Source organism: Flavobacterium sp. PLA-DH12 (assembly GCF_059511845.1).
In genome coordinates, this window is record NZ_JCAMPD010000003.1 from 453,059 (window position 1) to 473,078 (window position 20,020).

At 31.8% G+C, this 20,020-nt stretch carries 13 protein-coding genes; 8 read left to right on the forward strand and 5 right to left on the reverse strand.

The genetic code is table 11. The features are described from left to right. Positions 1-161: 161 nt before the first annotated feature. Entirely contained in the window at positions 162-1,199 is a 1,038-nt protein-coding gene (locus AC5ZCW_RS08195) for a helix-turn-helix transcriptional regulator (protein WP_496119012.1), read from the reverse strand. Positions 1,200-1,492: 293 nt separating this feature from the next. Continuing rightward, positions 1,493-2,107 carry an HD domain-containing protein gene (locus tag AC5ZCW_RS08200; protein WP_496119014.1) on the reverse strand — a complete coding sequence of 205 codons (615 nt, stop codon included), beginning with the start codon at positions 2,105-2,107 and terminating at the stop codon, positions 1,493-1,495. 122 nt (positions 2,108-2,229) lie between these two features. Between AC5ZCW_RS08200 and AC5ZCW_RS08205 the strand changes: the two genes are divergently transcribed. The 8 genes from AC5ZCW_RS08205 to AC5ZCW_RS08240 all read left to right on the forward strand — a co-directional run bounded on the left by AC5ZCW_RS08205 (position 2,230) and on the right by AC5ZCW_RS08240 (position 14,745). Then, complete coding sequence (locus AC5ZCW_RS08205) at positions 2,230-3,747, forward strand: TROVE domain-containing protein (protein WP_496119016.1); 1,518 nt, start codon at positions 2,230-2,232, stop codon at positions 3,745-3,747. A gap of 864 nt (positions 3,748-4,611) precedes the next feature. Further along, positions 4,612-6,033, forward strand: a complete 1,422-nt coding sequence (locus AC5ZCW_RS08210) for an RtcB family protein (RefSeq protein WP_496119018.1) — start codon at positions 4,612-4,614, stop codon at positions 6,031-6,033. Positions 6,034-6,375: 342 nt separating this feature from the next. After that, entirely contained in the window at positions 6,376-7,179 is an 804-nt protein-coding gene (locus AC5ZCW_RS08215) for a TatD family hydrolase (RefSeq protein WP_496119020.1), read from the forward strand. Between the two features lie 162 nt (positions 7,180-7,341). After that, the gene (locus tag AC5ZCW_RS08220) at positions 7,342-8,391 is read left to right on the forward strand and encodes a ComEC/Rec2 family competence protein (protein ID WP_496119022.1); all 1,050 of its coding nucleotides are present in this window, start codon (positions 7,342-7,344) and stop codon (positions 8,389-8,391) included. Next, the gene (locus AC5ZCW_RS08225; protein ID WP_496119024.1) at positions 8,388-10,856 is read left to right on the forward strand and encodes an RNA-directed DNA polymerase; all 2,469 of its coding nucleotides are present in this window, start codon (positions 8,388-8,390) and stop codon (positions 10,854-10,856) included. The genes AC5ZCW_RS08220 and AC5ZCW_RS08225 overlap by 4 nt, the downstream gene beginning before the upstream one ends. Next, positions 10,857-12,437, forward strand: a complete 1,581-nt coding sequence (locus AC5ZCW_RS08230) for a DNA polymerase (RefSeq protein ID WP_496119026.1) — start codon at positions 10,857-10,859, stop codon at positions 12,435-12,437. A gap of 305 nt (positions 12,438-12,742) precedes the next feature. Next, complete coding sequence (locus tag AC5ZCW_RS08235) at positions 12,743-13,024, forward strand: hypothetical protein (RefSeq protein WP_343541686.1); 282 nt, start codon at positions 12,743-12,745, stop codon at positions 13,022-13,024. Between the two features lie 1,217 nt (positions 13,025-14,241). Beyond that, entirely contained in the window at positions 14,242-14,745 is a 504-nt protein-coding gene (locus AC5ZCW_RS08240; protein ID WP_496119028.1) for a hypothetical protein, read from the forward strand. A 117-nt stretch (positions 14,746-14,862) separates the two neighbouring features. On the opposite strand, the gene AC5ZCW_RS08245 is transcribed toward AC5ZCW_RS08240, so the two are convergent. From AC5ZCW_RS08245 to AC5ZCW_RS08255, 3 genes are all read right to left on the reverse strand, one after another. After that, a complete protein-coding gene (locus tag AC5ZCW_RS08245; RefSeq protein ID WP_343541689.1) occupies positions 14,863-16,641 on the reverse strand; it encodes an AMP-dependent synthetase/ligase in 1,779 nt (592 codons plus the stop codon). A gap of 177 nt (positions 16,642-16,818) precedes the next feature. Then, entirely contained in the window at positions 16,819-17,253 is a 435-nt protein-coding gene (locus AC5ZCW_RS08250) for a hypothetical protein (protein ID WP_496119030.1), read from the reverse strand. 144 nt (positions 17,254-17,397) lie between these two features. Next, positions 17,398-19,809, reverse strand: a complete 2,412-nt coding sequence (locus AC5ZCW_RS08255) for a TonB-dependent receptor domain-containing protein (RefSeq protein ID WP_496119032.1) — start codon at positions 19,807-19,809, stop codon at positions 17,398-17,400. Between the last annotated feature and the right edge of the window lie 211 nt (positions 19,810-20,020).

Genomic DNA, 20,020 nt, shown 5'->3' on the forward strand with positions numbered 1-20,020 from the left:
ATAATTTTTTGGTTAGTTATAAAATATCCCTGATTTAGAGGGTTTTGGTGGTTTATTTTAAGTGAAATATACTATTCTTTTTTTAGATTTTAACATTTTTAATGCGGTAAAAATCTTTTTTTAGTTTTTAAAACGCATTTATTTCTGTATTCTGTAAAAAATTATGCATTTATTTCAGTTGGTTGTTCTGAATCATATCGCGAAATAGCGTCCTGAAGTATCTTTTTCATACGATTTCTCAGACCTTCTGGTCTTAAAATCTCCAAACAGCTTCCAAAACCTAATAAAAGCCTTTCCATCTCGTAATTTGGGATTACATATATGTGTATAATGACGCTTCCATCTTCGTTTTCTTTAATTAAACGCTGAGATTCGTGCAAAGGTTTTGTAAGTACATAGGGCGCGTTCGAAGCATCAACCCATAATTCGATACGCCGTGCGTTTAATCCCGAATTTACGGTAACACCAATTACATCTTTATAATAAATGTCGGCATCAAAATCTTCTTCTAAATAAGGATGATTAAAATCGTAATCAATCGAAATGATTCTATCTAACGCTAAATTGGTAATCGGCTGAGATGCTTTTTTCTTTCCGACTAAAAACCAACGGTTGTTGAATTCCTTTAATACAAAAGGATGAAAATGGAATTTTGTTTCTTCTCTGGATTTAAAAGATTTATAAGTAATAATCAGAACCATTTTCTTGATAATCGCTTGATATATTTCGTCCAGATAATGCAGTCCTTTTAGTTTCTCATTTTTATCCAAATAAATAACAGGTTTGGTATGCGATTTCTCAGCATAGATTTTATCTTCTAATCTTTGTAGAATATCGGACACATCATTAAATAAAGAGAAATCTTTAAATTGTTTCAGCATTGAAACCGTTTCAGTCAAAACGTTCATATCTGTTTCCGTCAGTGGAATATCGGTTATCGAAAAATCTTCGTCTTCATATTTATAATACTTTTTATCATAAACGACGATCGGCGCATTATAACCCAATTTCTCGCTCCGCATCAATTGAATATCCATTTGGATCGTTCGCTTGCTAATTGGGTTTTGTCGTCCTTCATATTCAGATAAAGCTTCAGAACATTCTTCTATTAAATCTTCGAGAGTCCATTGCCTGTATTTATTTTGCAGACATTTATCGATGGTTTTGTAGCGAATTAAGGCGTTTTTGTTTTGTGACATTGCTTTTTGTGTTTTTTGCTCGCAATCCCGATAGCTATCGGGAGCGAAGGCGCTAAGTTTTTATTTTTTAATGCCACTTCTGATAGCTATCGGGATAAAGGATTAAAATGATTTTCCTCATTTTTTGTCATTTCGACGAAGGAGAAATCTCCACAAGTAACTCCGCAACGAGAATTCAATCTTTGTCGAGCTTCTCGCGAAGATTTCTCCTTCGTCGAAATGACAAACTGAACGTTTAATTAATGCCTTAAATAAAAACTTTGCGTCTTTGCGACTTTGCGAGATTCAATTTTTTAGCTTAATAACTTTATTTCTTTCTCAATATTAGCCCAAGCTTTTCCCTCATACAAACTCCTAAATTCATTAGTCTGAAAAATAAACTCATTCTCCAAAAAATGCTTCAACGCTTTTGCACGTCCAGGTTTGTATAGAAAATCAGGATAAATGCGATATTCTTTTCTGATTTGTTCGAAGTAAATTTTATAATCTTCCCAATCTTTAGCGAGGATTTTTAAATCAAAATCGATTAACCAGTTAATGTCTTCAATTTCATTTTGCTGATGTTGCTGTGTGGCGCAGATCGCATCAAAAACCAATTGCTTATTTAGATTGCTATTTTCAGGTAAAACAGCCAAAGCATATTCAGCACTTTTAAGTTCGTTATCTTTTTTAGAAGCCGAATACACAAAATCATGATAAAAGATTGAAAATAATATTTCGTTTGGATTTTGAAGTTTATGACGATACGCTTCAAAACTTTCAATCATTTCTTTTAAATGCGTGAAATTGTGGTAATGCCTTGATTTTTTGGAATATGCCTTTTCTAAATCCAACCAGTTTTGCTGAATTTCATTGGCTGAAAAACCAATATTAGAAAGTAAATCAGAATAAATTTCTTTTAAATTCATCTTGTTTTTTACTCAAATTTAAAATTCTTTTTTTACTGCGCAAAATAATTGCGTAGTAGTTTTGAAATCTTTGCTCAAGAAATAAAACAATAACCATTGTCTAATTTTAAAAACCAGAAATTATGAAATTCAATTTTTTAGCAAAAGAGAAAAACAATATAGTTAATCACGAAAATGCAACGGCTTTTTCTTTAACATCAGAAGACGAATTATACACAGCAGTTGTAACAACAAGCTTAAGTGCTTCATTTTATGAAAAAGATACAACTCGTTTAGAAAGAATCAAAAACTTGATTAAAAAATGTAATCCAGTATTTGTTGCAAAATTGGCAGTTTATGCACGTAACGAAATGCACATGCGTTCAGTGCCATTAGTTTTGGTTGTAGAATTGGCTAAGATTTATTCTGGCGATTCATTAATCAGTAAAATGATAACTCACGTGATTCAGCGTGCAGATGAGATAACAGAATTATTAGCATTTTACCAAATGGCAAATGAACGAAATGGCGTTAAGAAATTAAACCGTTTATCAAAACAAATCCAAAAAGGTTTGGCAGTTTCATTCAATAAATTTGATGAATACCAATTGGCAAAATACAATCGTGATGGTGCGGTGAAATTAAAAGACGCATTGTTTTTGGTTCATCCAAAAGCAAAAGATGAAGCACAGCAAGCGATCTTTAATAAAGTTGCGAGTAACACTTTGCAAACGCCATATACTTGGGAAACTGAGTTGTCGCAATTAGGTCAAATAAAGTTTTATAACGAATTTGAAAAACAAAGAGCATTTACTCAAAAATGGGAAGAATTGATTGATAGCGGTAAAATAGGTTACATGGCTTTGTTGCGTAACTTACGAAATATCTTAGAAGGGAATGTTTCTGGTTTTCATATGCAAAAAGTATGCGATTACCTTTCTAACGAAAAAGCAGTCGCAAACTCAAAACAATTGCCTTTCCGATTTTTAGCAGCACATCGTGAAGTGAAAGACTTGAATTCTAAATATACTTCAATGGTTTTAGATGCCTTAGAAGATGCTGTTATGGCAAGTTCACAAAACATAAAAGGTTTTGATGTAAACACATCAGTTGTAATCGCTTGTGACGTTTCAGGTTCAATGCAACAGCCAATTTCACCAAAAAGCAAAGTATTGCTTTATGATATCGGTTTGATGTTGGGTATGTTAATGCAAAGCCGTTGTAAAAATGTGGTAAGCGGTATGTTTGGTGATCGTTGGAAAATAATCAATATGCCAAAACGAAGCATATTGGCCAACGTTAACGAATATTACAAACGTGAAGGTGAAGTAGGTTACGCTACAAATGGTCATTTGGTTTTGGAAGATTTAATCGCCCGAAAAGAAATTGTAGACAAAGTAATGTTGTTTACAGACGTTCAAATGTGGAATAACGCGTACACAAAAGACTCATTTGCAAATTCATGGAACCGATACAAAAGTATCGCTCCGAATGCAAAATTGTATTTGTTTGATTTGGCTGGTTACGGCCAGTCGCCAATAAACATCGAAAAAAACGATGTATATTTAATAGCCGGCTGGTCTGATAAAGTGTTTGATGTTTTGAATGCTTTAAAGGATAAAAACAGCGCTTTGAATTACATTAATCGAATAGAATTGTAAATTTTCAATCTACTGCGCAAAATAATTGCGCAGTATGATTTGAATATTTGTAAAAGAAATAAGTTCATTGAAAATAAGAATAAAAAGCAAGTGTCGTAGATAAGTGTTACTTCGCTGTTAACGACGTTGTCGCGGGTTCGAGCCCCGCCACTTCCGCAAGAAAAAAAATTTAAAAGGAAGTGTAGCTCAGTGGTAGAGCACGTAAATTTCATTTATCGTTTGTTGCCTTGTTTTAAAAATAAAAAAGAATGTCGTAAATAAGAGTTACTTCGTCTCAAATTTGGGGAGGAATAGCAAAGTTGTAAAATCAGCAAGGTTATCCAGTTCGACTCTGGCAAGACAAGCCCCGTTTCTCTTATTGCTTTTTACTTCTTTTTAAAACTGAAAAATGTCGTATATGAGAGCTACTTCGTTTAGGTTGAATATTAACTCTTATAAATTATTACTTTTTCAAAAAATAAGATGCCGTCTATAAAGCGCTACTTCGTTGGTTGATAATATTAGGTTCGAATCCTAAAGTCGCTTATAGAATATTGCTCTTAAAAAAAGAGTGTCGTCAGGAAATGGTTACTTCGTTCCAAGAAAATTAGACCATTCCTAAGTGTTACCTCTTTTAAAAATTAAAAAATGAATGTTGAAAACATCAATTAAATAAAATTAAAGACACAGCGTGTCATTTCGACTGAAAGGAGAAATCACACTCGGGACTCGACAAAGATTGGCGACGTTCTGTGCGGAGTTTCTAGTGTGATTTCTCCTTTCAGTCGAAATGACAAAAAAAAAGAGAAAATCATTTTAATCCTCATAATCTGTGGCTTGAAAAAGAAAAACCTTTGCCCCTTTGTCCCTTAAAAAAACAAAAAAATGAAAACACAAATAAACGGAACAGATATATTAGAATTAGGATTCCCAGAAGGAAAAATAATCGGGATTGCTTTAAAAATAAATAGCAAAAGAAACGGGTTCACAAAAGACGAAATGATCACAAATTTCAAAAACGTCTTAGAAACTCCGGAAAATTATATAGACGATAAAATCTTCAGCAGACTGGCTGTGGCTTTAATCGAAAAATCGAATGAAAAACCAGAAGATTTCATTGCTTTAAATCAGAATCCGAATGCCTATTCGGCTTATGGATTGGATCATATCGAAGACGGAGCCAGAAAACAAATGGAAGTTGCCATGAAACTGCCTATTACGGTTGCCGGAGCTTTAATGCCAGACGCGCACCAAGGTTACGGATTACCAATTGGCGGAGTTCTAGCCACAAAAAATGCCATTATTCCGTATGGTGTTGGTGTTGATATTGGATGTAGAATGGCGTTGTCGGTTTACGATATTCCAGAAGATTTTTACTTTGAAAACGAAGCGAAATTCAAAAGAGAATTAATTGCGAATTCTATTTTTGGAGCAGGTCACGGATTTCACGGTCAGCACAAATCAGATCATGCGGTTTTGGAAAATGAAACTTTCAATATGAATCTGTTTGTGAAGAACTTGAAAGATAAAGCCTGGTCGCAATTAGGATCTTCGGGTGGTGGAAATCACTTTGTTGAATTCGGAATCATGGAATTTGCGCAAGACGATGCCGTTTTGAATATCCCAAAAGGAAAATACGTCGCTTTGTTAACGCATTCCGGTTCACGCGGAATGGGTGCGACCATTGCAGGTCATTATACCAAAATCGCCAAAGACGAATGTAAACTTCCAGAAGTTGCCAAAAATTTAGCGTATTTAGATATGAATTCGCAATTAGGTCAGGAATATTGGTTGGCGATGAATTTGGCGGGAGATTACGCTTCGGCTTGTCATGAGATTATCCATAACAAAATGGAGCGCGCTTTGGGTGCGACGATTTTAGCCAAAGTCGAAAACCACCATAATTTCGCCTGGAAAGAAATCTGGAACGGTGAAGAAGTGATTGTGCATAGAAAAGGAGCAACTCCAGCAGGAAAAGGCGTTATGGGAATCATTCCGGGAAGTATGACCGCACCGGGATTTTTGGTGAGAGGAAAAGGCGAGGAGAACGCCATTAATTCGGCTTCACACGGAGCAGGAAGACAAATGAGCAGGACCCAAGCCATAAAAAACATCACACAAACCGAAATGAAATCCATTCTGAAAGATCATGGCGTTACGCTTATCGGAGCCGGTCTTGACGAAGCCCCAATGGCGTATAAAGATATCAATCAGGTGATGGAAGCGCAACAGGATTTAGTGGATGTTGTGGCAAAGTTTACACCGAAATTGGTTAGAATGGCTGATGATGGAAGCCGAGAAGACTAGTGGTCAGTGATCAGTTTTTTAGTGTTCAGTCTCGGTCACAGTTTTCAGTGTAGAGGTGCACTGCAGTTCGTCTAACGCTTTGTGGTGATTTTAACCGCAAAGTTCGCTAAGATTTACGCAAGGTTCGCAAAGGTTTTTCCTCATTTTATGTCATTTCGACGGAGGAGAAATCTCCACAAGTAGCTCCGCAACGTGAGTCCAATCTTTGTAGAGTTTCTCGCGAAGATTTCTCCTTCGTCGAAATGACAAATATTACGTTTAAAAAATAAAAAATAATTAAAGGTTCAGAGAGGAAAAAAACTTAGCACCTTAGCCTCTCAGAACCTTAGCAACTTTAAAAAAATGAATTATATAGACATAGGAATCAACCTAACCAACAAACAATTCCAAAACGACATAGACGATGTCGTACAAGATGCGCTCGACGCCGATGTATCGCAAATGATACTCACGGGCACCAGCGTACGAAATAGCGAAGAATCTGCGAAGATTGCGAGACAGTATCCAGGCGTGCTGTACGCTACGGCGGGAATACATCCGCATGATGCGAAGAGTTTTGATGCCCAGAGTATTTCGAAACTCAGGAAATTATTAGAACTGAAACACGTGGTTTCGGTTGGCGAATGCGGACTCGATTTTGATCGTGACTTTTCGCCCCGAAACAAACAGGAAGAATGTTACAAAGCCCAGCTCGAATTAGCGATCGAAGTACAGAAACCTTTGTTTTTGCACGAACGAAGCGCTTTTAATTCTTTTATGAATATTACCAAAGACTATTTGCCGCAATTACCAAAAGCCGTCGTGCATTGTTTTACGGGAACGCTGCAGGAAGCCAAAACCTATCTCGATAACGGATTTTATCTGGGTTTTACGGGAGCGATTTCAGATGCCAAACGTTTCAGCCATTTAAAAGAAGTCATTCAGTACGTACCGCTCGACCGAATGATGATTGAAACCGATGCGCCGTTTATGCTTCCTAAAAATGTCCCGAACAGCCTCTTGAAGAAATACCACGAACGCCGTTGCGAACCTGCTTTTCTGCCGTATGTTGCCGGAACAATTGCACAGTTTAAAGGTATTACTTTAGCTAAAGTAGCGGAGGAAACGACTCGAAATTCTAAAAGCTTTTTTGGGATTAAGTCTTAATTATAAAGATTATTTGTTGGCTTTTAAATCAGGTGTTTTTACTTGATTTAAGGGCTTTTTGTTTATATACATTTGACGGAATAAAGAAATAGAATTCTTTAAGTATATTTAAGTGAGATTTAGGCTTTTTGAATATATTTATCTTTCGTAATGTAGAAAAATATGAGTTTTACTTTAAAAGTGTTAAAAGCAGGTAATGGCGATTGTCTTCTAATTCGTTTTTTAGATGATAATAATGAGTATAAGAATATTCTAATTGATGGAGGTAATAAGAAAAGTGAATATAAAAAGTATCTAAAACTTGAAATTTTAGATATACAAAAAAGAGGCGAAAGTATTGATTTGCTAATAATTACCCATACAGATCAGGATCATATTAAAGGTATTTATTATTTATTATCAGATAGTAAAATTGATAAAAGTATAATCAAAGAAGTATGGTTAAATTCATTTTATCCCAAGAACGAAAGCTCTGAAAATAAAGATATTAGTTTTTTAGAATCATGTAAAGTACAAGAATTAATCGATAAGCTAAAATTAGTTAGAAAATCTAATATTTATTTACCGACTTTTGATTTTTATAATTTTCATGGAATAGAATTAACTCTTCTCTCTCCCTATAAAACAGATATAGAAAAATTAGAAATAGAAAATTCTAAAAATTATCCACGAGATATTTCATTAGATTCCAAAGACTATCATTTTTCCATTCGAGAATTAATAGAAAAAAACACTAAAATATTTATAAGTAAACAGGAAGATTTAGATTCCAAAATAGAAAATAGGGTTAGCATAGCTTTTTTGATTAAGTTCGAAAAAAGAAGTATTTTGTTTTTAGGAGATGCAAATCCGGATGTAGTGGTGAAATCAATTAAAAAAATATTAATAGAACAAAAGTTAGAAAAACTAAAAATAGACTATGTAAAGTTATCTCATCATTGTAGTTACAGGAGTTTAAGTTTTGAATTATTAAATATTTTGGATTGTAATAGGTTTATTATTAGTACAAATGGTGGGAAATCTAATTTGCCAAACAAATTAGGTATAGCGAAGATTTTATCAAGGGATAGAAATTTTTCAATTGTTGATTCTTTTATTTTTAATTATAAAGAGGTAGTTGATGAAATGAAATTTACTGAAGAGGATTATAAAAATTATAATTTTGAGAGCTTAAAACCTAACACAGAAAACGGTTACACAATAAATATATGAATAGTAGTTATAACTTAAATATTAATCAAGAAGAACTTTTAAAAAGTGTAACTGTAAAAATTATAACAACTTTTAAAGGGCAATCAAAAGAATCAGTAGGAACTGGTATTTTATATAAAACATCTAAAAAATGTGGAATAGATTATGTTATTACAGCACTACATTGTGTGTTTGGGAATAGAGAAATTGAAAATTTTCCAGATGAAAAAGATGTTTTAGAAATAAGCGTTTTAAGACAAAATGATGAGGGGCAAATTGATAATATTTTTGTAATAAGTAAAGATAGAATTATTCCACTTTATGATCACGATATTGCTATTTTATTAGTTGATTCTATTGCTGCCACAGAAGATATTAAAGAGTTTATTTTAGGTAATATTACTCAAAAAGGATATTTTAATTCATATGGATATCCGAGTTTTGCAAATGGAAATCCGGAAAGTTTTAATTTCAAAAGAAAAATAAATCCATCAAAAACGAAAGATTTCAAAGTAGAATGTTTTACAAATATGGTTGGTGAAGATTCGTATGAAAAAATTTCTGGATTTTCAGGCTCAGGATTGTTTTATAGTAATCGTTCTATTTTAGTGGGATTAATTACTCAAGTTACAGATGAAACAGGTTTTGCAAATTCATTTGTAGCAAAAAAATTAGATGCGAAAATTTTGAATTTGCATTTAGATAAATACAATTCTGAATTAGAAAAATTTAAATCTACTAATGATTTAGCTAAGATTGGAATAGATAATGACGGTTCAATAATAAATTTTGAATCTATTATTGTTAATGGTGTTGAACTTAACATTTGGCGTGCGATAAAAAGACTTAGGAATGATTTGAGAGATGATTGGTTTCAAGATCCTTTAAATTTTAGATTTATTCTATCTAAGAAATTCTTTTTGAAAAGGATTTCTGCCAGCCTTGATAATTCATTAATAAAGTATAAACCATCTGCTATTGCAAAACATTTTACTATTCCTAAATCTGGGTATTCGACAAGGCCATCTATAGAAGTTAGTTTTATTGATAGAATAATTTATCAGGCATATATTGATAAACTGGCAGAAAATCTTGACTTGGCATTGGACAGGAAAGTTTATTCTTTTAGATATAATACTGGTAAAGGAAATGATAAATATATGTTTCACTATTCTATTGAGCAATGGAAAAAATATATATATAAGACAAAATCTGTTTTAAATGAAGATCGACCATTTCTTGTTGTTGCTGACATAACTAACTTTTTTGAAAACATAAACATTAAATTGTTGTTTGATTATTTAGAAGAATTGGTCCACGATTATGATAGTAAAACATCTGAAAAAAAGAATAATTTATATAAGATTATTGAGAATTTAAAAGAATTAATAATCCATTGGAATGACAAGTTAGTTAATTCAGAATTTGGAATACCACAAAATAGAGACGCTTCTTCTTTTTTGGCAAATTTATTTTTGAATAAACTAGACAATATAATGATAGATTCAAATAATCATCTTTACTATTATAGATATATGGATGACATTAGAATTGTATGTAAAACAAAATCAGAAGCCATAAAAGCAATTTATGATTTGTCTGTAGCTATGAGAGATTTAGGTTTAAGCCTAAATTCATCGAAAACAAAAATCTTAAATTTTAATGAAGATTTGATTCCAATAGCAGAATATTTGCCGGAATCTTTGACTGAAATTGAACAAATAAATAGTCTTTTATCAACTAAAAGAAAAAGAGATGTGCAAAAGGCTGTACATATTACTTTTAGAATGTTTAAAAAAACAATTGATGATAAAAATGACGAAGAGAATTATCTTAAAAAGAGAAAATTAGGGTTTTGTATTGAGAAATTACATCAGTTTGCTAGAACTCCAGGCCTAAAGGATATTATAAATTTTAAAGAAGTTATTGACTATGTTTTGAAAGAATTAATAAATCAACCTTGGCTAACAACAAGTTTTATAAAACTTCTTAGAGCAATTGATAAAAGTTATTACGATGAAAGCACTTTTAAAGTTTTAGAGGATATAATTTTGGATAGATATAAAAACATTTATCAGGGACAAACTTATTATTTATGGATGTTTTTAAGTAATAATAACTTTAAATCTCAAAAACTGATTACTTATGCTACAAATATTATTAAAAGTACTAATCAAGAAAATCAGGCAGATACTGCCGGAGCATTTTTATATTTAGCATCAATTGATTGGAGAAAACACAAAACAACAATGCTTAAATCATTAAATACAGGTAACCTTTCTGATAATTATTTTATTCAAAGGAATGCTCTTATTGCTCTAAGAATGGTTAATCCAAAAGAGATTAAAGAAAACGTGATATTAGAAGATTTGAAAGATTTTCATGAAAAATTATACGGAGAGAGTAAAGAAGTTTTCGTTTCAGATTTACCTAGTCTTAAATATTCTGATATTATTAGAGATACCCCTAATTTAATTTCATTATAAATGGAAATAATTATTTTAAAGCATTTATTCTATTCAAAAGGTAAGAAAAATGTCTTCTATTACTGTAAAGAAATAAAAGGAGAAATAAAGACTTATAAAAATTTGGATTTTTTAAGAAATGGAGAAGAGTATAGTATAGTGTCGTTTGATTTTCCTAACATTATTGATGCAATAGAAATAAATGAAAAAATACATTTTGTTGATATTGAGCAAATAAAAAAACAAATTATAGGGCACTCTAAAAACGAGTTTGGAAAAAATGAGAAGCCATGGCATTTTTGGTATTTATTAAATCAACTTCATAAAAATGATAGTAGTGAAGAGATGGTCCAAAAATTAAATAAAGCAAGAAGAATATATTTTGGATTTAATGATGGTAATGACAATAAAGAAATTAAGGACATTTTTATTTTTTTGCTAAAATCAATTGAAGATTTATTTGTTACTATAAATCAAGATTTAATTGATAAAAATGAATTACAAAGGTATTTATTGATAGAAAAAAAAATGAATTCTATTTTATTAGAGAGAACAAAAAAAGGAATATCAATTGACACAACCCTAATTACTTCTCTAATACAAAATGTTAATGTTGAATATTATAATGTTAAGAATAGACTTCAATTAGATTACGGAATATTTTCAAAAACGGATTTTCAAAATATTAAGAAAGAAATAGGAGCAATTTTACCATTAGTGGTTGATACAATAGGTACTAATGAATATGCTCAAAAACTTAAATTTTATAAGGATGATTATGATTTGATTAATCTCTTATATAAAGAAAGAAGATTTTCCAGAAATAGAAATATATTAACGAGAATAGGTTCTCTTGACAATAAAAAAGTGTTTCCACAATTCCAGTATTTTGGGACAGTTACGAGTAGAATATTAGTAGATTCTCCTTCATTTCAACAGTTGAATAGGGAGTATAGGAAGGTAATTGTGCCAGAAGCGAATATGGAGTTGTTGTATATTGACTATTGTCAGTTTGAAGCTGGAATATTGGCTTCGGAGGCTAATGATTTAAAATTAATAGAAATGTATAATAACGAAGATATTTATACGCAGATGTATGAAGTTTTAAAAGATGTACCTAATATTTCTCGTGATAAATGTAAACAGCTTTTTTTTAGTTATTGTTATGGAATGAGTAAAGAAAATATTAAAAAAGAGACTGAAATTGATTTGGATATTTTTTTTAATAGTTTTCCTAATATTGAAAAATTTAATTTAGAACTAAAAGAAAGTTTTAAATTGAATGGATTTATCGAAACAACTGAAGGTAATAAGAGGTATAAAAATTTAGAGCAGAAGTATAATATTGAAGAGAACTGGTTAATTAGTCAAAGAATTCAAGGAAATGCTTCTTTAATATTAAAAAAAGCTATTGCAAAAGTTTATGAATTTGATAAAGAAATAGAATTTTTATTACCAATGCATGATGCTGTATTATATCAAATTCCAAAAGGAAAAAGAGATGAAAAAGTAAAAATATTAGAAACTTTCTATAAAGAGGCCTTTAAAGAAATTTGCCCGAAAATTAATCCTAAAGTAGATTTTAAGGATTTTTCAGAGTAAATAATATGCAGAGGAGAATAAAATGAATTGTTATAAGGAAAAACTAACCCACAATATTACCTTTATCTTTGTTTTAAACTTAAACTTAAAACGCAAAAGTTAAAAAGTAAGTTATTTCTTTCTTTTTAAAATAAAAGTATATCTTTGCGATGCAAAACAATCAAAGGAGAAATCCTTAAAACTTTTTTAAGTTAACATAAACGAATACCTCGTCATGGTGAAGGAACAGGAAACTGTCCTAAATCATTCCTTTGAATGTTTTGCACACCTAAAGCGAGGTATTCGCGCATCTAAAATTTTCTATTATGCAAAAAGAAAATCAAAAACCAACACATCGTGATGTAGTGCCATCCGTAATTAATTTCCTTTCAGATGAATTGTTTGAGGGAGATTACAAAGAACAGCCCCTGTATTTGCAGGAAATCTTCGAGCTCTTAATGCATACAGAGTTTGGCGACGATATCAATTTAAGGCAAAAAATCCTGAGCTGTTTAAGAACCAGCCGAAATCTGGCAGAAACGTTATCGCCATTTTCAGAGAAGCAGATTTATAAGGCTTGTAGTAGCAACCGTAAATTATTTCAATAAAAACTCAAATCCCGACAATAACCAATTGTCGGGATTTTTTGTTACAAAAAATATATTTTGGCTATATTTTGTTAAATTAATCTAAAATATAGTACATTTGTATCTGTAATTAATAATAGAAAAAATACATATGAAATATTCATCAAGCCAATTTTTTGAACCTTTAGCAGGAGATTTTCCAGCTAATAGCTCAGGATGCGTATGTATTTTTATGAAATTATGATTTAGTATTTAGAGTCAAACTCATCATAAAATAGAAAAGCGTCCTCATTGTAGGACGTTTTTTTTGTTTTGGAGCAATTTAAATTCGCTCAATATGCTAAGAAAGCCGTTTAAAATGATAAAGAAAACAAACCAGAACTAAAAAAACTAAAAAAATAATTGACCAAAATGTTTAATGATTAATAAAAATAGGAAGATATAGTCTTGGAAAGTAATCTAATGAGTAACAGTCATTTGATACAAAAGTGAGATCTGCACCAGTTTGTGGACAGGAATTCCTTTGTCTAAATTTTAAGCATAACTAATTGATAGTCAGAAAATTAATCTTAAAAAATATTTGGAAATATGAATTTTTCTATCATATCTTTGCCAAACAAAATTGAAACAAATTGAAATATCAATATCAATTGCAATTGCAATAAATAATAATAACAACAACAATTATAAAAAATAAATAAAATGAGTTTTAAATTATACATACACAACCCAGGATTAGTAGCCGCGACTTCGTTTCGTGAATGCTTTTACATGTCGGTGCATCAATATAGGCAATAGGATAGTTATATCGTATTTGTTATAGAAGCACCTTTAATTGGGTGCTTTTTTTGTGCCGGTCGTTTAGCCACAAAGGCACAAAGTCGCAAAGATTTTTAAGAAAAGATGAAAAGAAAACTTAGTGTCTTAGCGCCTTAGTGGCAAAAAAAAGTTTAATAATAAAAATTTAAGGATGAATCAAAAAATAGGACTTAGGTCAGACTATAGTGGTCAAACAGATAAAGTGGAATTTAGTGAGTTGCCATTTGCCTCGAGTAGAGAGGTGGATTTAGAACTTATTAACCTATGGAATGGAAAGGTGAATTTTAGGAAAATTATATATATCATTTAGAGATATTTCTCTGGTAAAGCAATGGTGCTTTTGAACTTGTATGATATTGGATTTCTTAGAAAAACCTTCAATTTCCTGAGATTCCCAAGAACTACAAAATCAAAATACCATGCAAAACAATACATTACAACAATATAAAAAAGCAATTAGAAAGAAATACGAGATAGAAAAGGAAGGTAAATACTTTGATTATTTGTACCAGCCTTCTCGTGGTAAACTTCGTGATTTGTGCTGGTTGATTTTCGAAAACAACCCAACCAAAGATGATTTGAATGTTTTCAGTAATCTTTTGGGTTTAGATTTCGATCACAGCAAAAAGAATAAATTTAAGGAGAAGAAAGATAAGTTTAGACCTATCGAGACTTTCTTTAAAGGTGAAACGGATCCATCAAACATTGACGCTATAAATATGGCTGCAATTTTGGTTGATTTTGAACCGCGTCCTTTCAAAAAGTTTTACGAAAATTCTAAAACAGAGGAAATAAAACCGGCTAAACGGATGGAGAAAGCTAAAGAGGTTCTCAAAAAGAAAAGAAGCGAAAAAAAAGAAAAGCTTGAAAAGAAAGCTAAGAAAAGAAGTTTCTTCCTAGATTTTAAAAACTTTTTCTTCTAGAAAAATAGAAATCATTTTGATAATTATAATGGCATTAGTCATTGAGGGATATACTCATAAATTAAAAACGGCTGTCAATTGACAGCCGTTTTCGTTTGGTTATATTATTCTGATTTATTAATTGTTTCCGTAGATTTTTCCGTAAAGATCTTTGTAAATTTCTTTAATAATTTTACGTTTCAATTTTAGAGTAGGAGTAAGCTGTCCGCCATCTATAGACCAAACATCTGGTGTAAGCTCAAAACGTTTTACTTGTTCCCAGTGTCCGAATTTTTTGTTGATGCTTTCCACTTCTTCGTCAATGCGTTTAATAACATCTGGATTAGCACTAATTTCTGCATCAGAACTTCCTAAAGTAATTTTATGGATTTTAGCCCATTCTTTTACAAATTCGAAGTTTGGCTGAATAAAAGCGCCTGGCATTTTTTCACCTTCACCAATAACCATAATCTGCTCAATAAAACGAGATTGTTTCATTGCATTTTCGATCATTTGCGGAGCAATATATTTACCGCCAGAAGTTTTAAACATTTCTTTTTTACGATCTGTAATTTTTAAGAAACCTTCGCTGTCAATTTCTCCAATATCTCCTGTATGGAAATAACCATCAATTACAGCTTCAGCAGTTTTTTCTGGGTCTTTATAGTAGCCTAACATTACGTTCGGACCTTTTAATAGAATCTCTCCGTCTTCGGCAATTTTCACTTCCACATTACGGATTGGTTTTCCAACAGTTCCAATTTTAAATCCTTTGTTTCTTTGATCGTTTACGGCAATTACTGGAGAAGTTTCAGTTAAACCGTAACCTTCCATAACCGGAATTTCTGCAGCAGCAAAAACTCTTGTTAAACGTGGCTGTAAAGCGGCACTTCCAGAAACCATTAAATCTAAATTTCCGCCCAAACCTTCTTTCCATTTACTGAAAATAAGCTTGCGGGCAATTTTTAACTGAAATTCATACCAAGCACCATTTGCCCCGTATGGTTCATATTTTAAACCTAAATCGATAGCCCAGAAAAACAGTTTTTTCTTGATACCTGTCAATTCAGCTCCTTTAGCATAAATTTTATCGTACACTTTTTCTAAAAGCCTTGGTACAGCAGTAATTACAGTTGGACGGACTTCTTTTAAGTTATCACTGATTTTATCAATAGATTCTCCAAAGTAAACTGAAACGCCATAATATTGATAGATGTACAAAATCATTCTTTCAAAAATATGGCAGATAGGCAAGAAGCTTAATGCTGTACTTTTTCCTGGATCAAACGGAATTCTTGGCGAACTGTCTAAAACATTTGACACAATATTTTTGTGCGAAAGCATAACGCCTTTTGGTCTTCCTGTTGTTCCAGAAGTATAAATAATAGTAGCTAAATCGTCTGTGTGGATGCTGTCTTTTCTAGCTTCAACTTCGCTTTGATTGCTGTCATCTTCGCCTAAAATCAATAAATCTGACCAGTGTTTACAGCCATCAATTTCATTAAAAGAATAAACTTCTTTTAATGAAGGTACATTGGCCTTAATTGCATTTACTTTCTCTAAAACTTCTTCATCAGAAACAAAGCAATAGATACTGCCACTGTGGTTTAAAATATATTCGTAATCTTCTTCTGCAATAGTTGGATAAATGGGAACATTCTGAGCACCAGTCTGCAAAATACCAATATCCATAATATTCCATTCGGTACGGTTATTTGAGCTTATTAAAGCAATTTTATCATCTTTCTGAACGCCCATACGCAATAATGCTCTCGAAATAGCATTTGCTTTTGCAATATATTCTTCACTGGATGTTTTTTCCCAGACTCCATTTTTTTTGGTTGCAAGAGCAACTGGAAGGTTGTAAGTTTCTTGTTGATAATAGGGAAAATCAAAAAGGCGTGTGATTGAAACCATGTTTAATATATTGAATTTTATCGCAAATTAAATAAAATTTAGGTATGATTTTTTATTTAATGAAATTTTATGGGAAAATTTATAGAGACTATTAAAAATCAACGAAAACGTTTTCTTTTTTGCGGTGAAATTTCCTAAAAATCAAGAAAAGTTTAATTTGGATTCTTTTTTTAATGCTTATTGTACGTTGTAATCGACATATTCTTTTACTCTTTCGCCCATCAAAAACATTTTTTTCTTGGCAAAATGAATAGAAAATTGAGAGTAGTACCATTCTTCACTATCGTTTGGTCTGTACCAAAACGTATAAGAGGCACTATTGAATCCTTCTTTAAATACAGGAACACCTTCTTCGTTACATTCTATTCCCCAATTGATTTTTTGTTTGCTTAAATCTTCGGCCTGAATAAAACCTGTTCCGTCTGGATTTAATACCGTTATAGGCTGTTTTTGATTTAAAGGTGCGTAAGTTCCAGGAACTGGATAACCGATAGTTGTGGTGATGTAGCGTTCTTTAGAATTGTGAATAATCTGATCTACGTGAACTTGTGAATGCGATGGTGTAACAGCAAAGAAGATGCTGAAAATAAAAAGTAATTTTAATAATTTCATTCGATGTAGGTTTAAGTGTTTTTGGGCCAAAAAAATCTAGTGGCTGATTTTTTGTTGGGCGAATATAATCCATTTTTTTTATAGAATGGAAGCTTAAAAATACAAGAATGAAATTTTTATGTTTTATTTATTTTAGATGAGTTTTTACTCTGTAGAAAACTGGTTTTCGAGTAGTTTTTCTTTAAAATCAGATCTGAAAGTATAAGCAAAAGTTACCATTAAAGCGCGTGTATCAGATTTATTGGTTCGATGATTGCTAAACAAAAGTGTATTGTTTTTATAACCGCTTTCTAAAGTGTTGAACATATCGGTTACAACCAAACCTAGTCGAGCATTTCCTTTTCCTAATTTTTGCTGAAATCCCATATCAACATTATAAATCGGAATTCTTTTTCCTTGCGGAGTTGCAACAGCCGAATTATAGTTGCCAATAATTTGAAGTTTTCCGCCTTTCCAAGGAACAAAATTATTAATGATTTTTCCGTACCAGCTAAAAGCACTGCTTACGACATCTTCGGCCTGTGGCAAATTGTCTGCATTAATGTTTTGCTGAAAAGCAGTTAAACTAATATTGGCATCATAAAAAGAAAATGGTTTAAGACTGAAAATTGTTTCTAAACCGTACGTAACAGTACTTCCAATGTTTTGTGGCTGAAGTAAAATTACACCATTGTCTAAAAGCTGTGCATATTGCCTAATGGCATCGGTTGCATTTCTGTAAAAAGCATTGGTCGAGAAAGAATAATTTTTCCAGTTTTTATTATAACTCATTTCGGCAATATGAATGATCTCTGGCTTTAAGTACGGATTTCCACCATGCGGATTCAGTGCATCTGTAATATCAATAAACGGATTTAAATCATCTAGATCAGGACGGTTAATTCGTTTGCTATATCCTAACTTTATAAATTCATCAGGTTTTAAATTCAATTGTATGGAAGCTGACGGAAAGAGTTTTAAGTAATTATTACTGAATCGATCGCTATTATTTTGCGTTGCTCCAGTATTGGAAACATTTTCGGCACGCAAACCTAAATTGTATTTCCATTTTGGATTTTCGCTATCACCAATGTAAGAATTCATCAAACCATAAACAGCGTTTATCTGTTCATTGAATTCAAAACTATTACTAGCTAACGGATTCACTACATAATCGCCATTAATCATATCGGCACTTTCAAAATCTGAATTGAAAAATCTGAAGGTTCCCTTGTAGCCTGTTTCTATAATTGATTTTTCTGAAATTGGAAAAGCGTAATTTACAATGGCATTCGAAATATTTTGATTTTCGTAATTATGTGTTCTCTGTAACAAAGCGTCACCAATCTGCTGCTGATATTCATCGTAATTATAAGTGTCAATATCGGTATTTTCTCTGTGTTTTCCGAAAGAAGATGTAATTGAAGTATTTAAACTTTTTCGGTCATCATCAAATTTACGATCATAAGTAAAGGCAAGTTCGCCAACTTTTGAACGTTCCAATTCCAAAGAATGTCTTTTATTGCTAGAGAAAAATGCATTAGAACTTGTATTTACCTGCGTGTATAAAGTTTCATCGTTGTCTTGAGTTTCAATATTTCCTAGTGCCTCAAAAGAAAAGCTGTTTTTTTCATTTGGAGAAAAGTCAATATTTAGTTTTAAGTTCTGAAGGCCTTCGGTTCTTTCATCATTTCTATTTTGATGAATATAATGTTCGTCATCAATGAAATAATTGGTTCTATCGGCATTTATTTTTTTTGTTCTTCCGGCAAAACGATTGTCGTATCCTAAACCAAAGTTCCATTTTTCAGTTTTATGGTTTAAAAGTACCGAACTATTCACTCTTCCTTTTGCGCCAAAACCCGCACCCAAAGCTACAGCGCCATTTGTACCGCTAAGATTGTTCTTTTTCAGTTTAATATTAATGATACCACTTTCAGCATTAGCATCGTATTTCGCCGTCGGATTGCTAATTACTTCGATACTTTCAATACTGCTCGCTGCAATCTGATCCATATTGGTAATAGCAGAATTTTTACCGTTTATCAAAATCATTGGAGATTTTCCTCTTAAGGTAATACCACCTTCAGCATCTACAGCAACTGTCGGAATACTTTTCAGCATATCAGTGGCGGTTCCGCCTGTTTGTGAAATATTCGAAACGGCATTAAAAATAAAGCCTTCGTTTGTTTTCTGAATTTGTTTTTTCTGAGATTTTACAACAACGTCATTGAGTAAATTGGCGTCATTTTGTAAAACGATAGTTCCAATAGAAATTGGACTTTCAGCAACTTTTATTTTTTGAGAAACCGTTTTAAAACCAATTAATTTAAGCTGAAGCTGATAGTTGCCAGACGGCACATTTTCTAAAGCAAAATTTCCCATAACATCGGTTACGGCATAACTGGCTACTTTAGTAGAATCGCTGGTATTTTTTAAAACCACATCGACAAACTCTACAGGAAGTTTCCCGTCGGTGACATTTCCTTTTATGGCTGTAGTTTTTTGTGCGAATGAAAATTGGCTTATAATAAATAAGAAAATCGGAAGGTATATTTTTTGGATCATATTTTTCATGAGACAAAGATATTTATCCGAAGGTTTATGCTCGCTTAAGCTGTCTTAAGATACCATTAAATTAATCTTAGAATAGTTTTAAATAGTTTTGTTAGCCAGGAATTACACGAATTTCCACGAATGCATTGTATGTAAAAGTTTGCCACAGATTAAAAGGATTCTCACAGATTTTTTTTTGACAATGAAAAAAAATCATTCTAATCCTTATAAT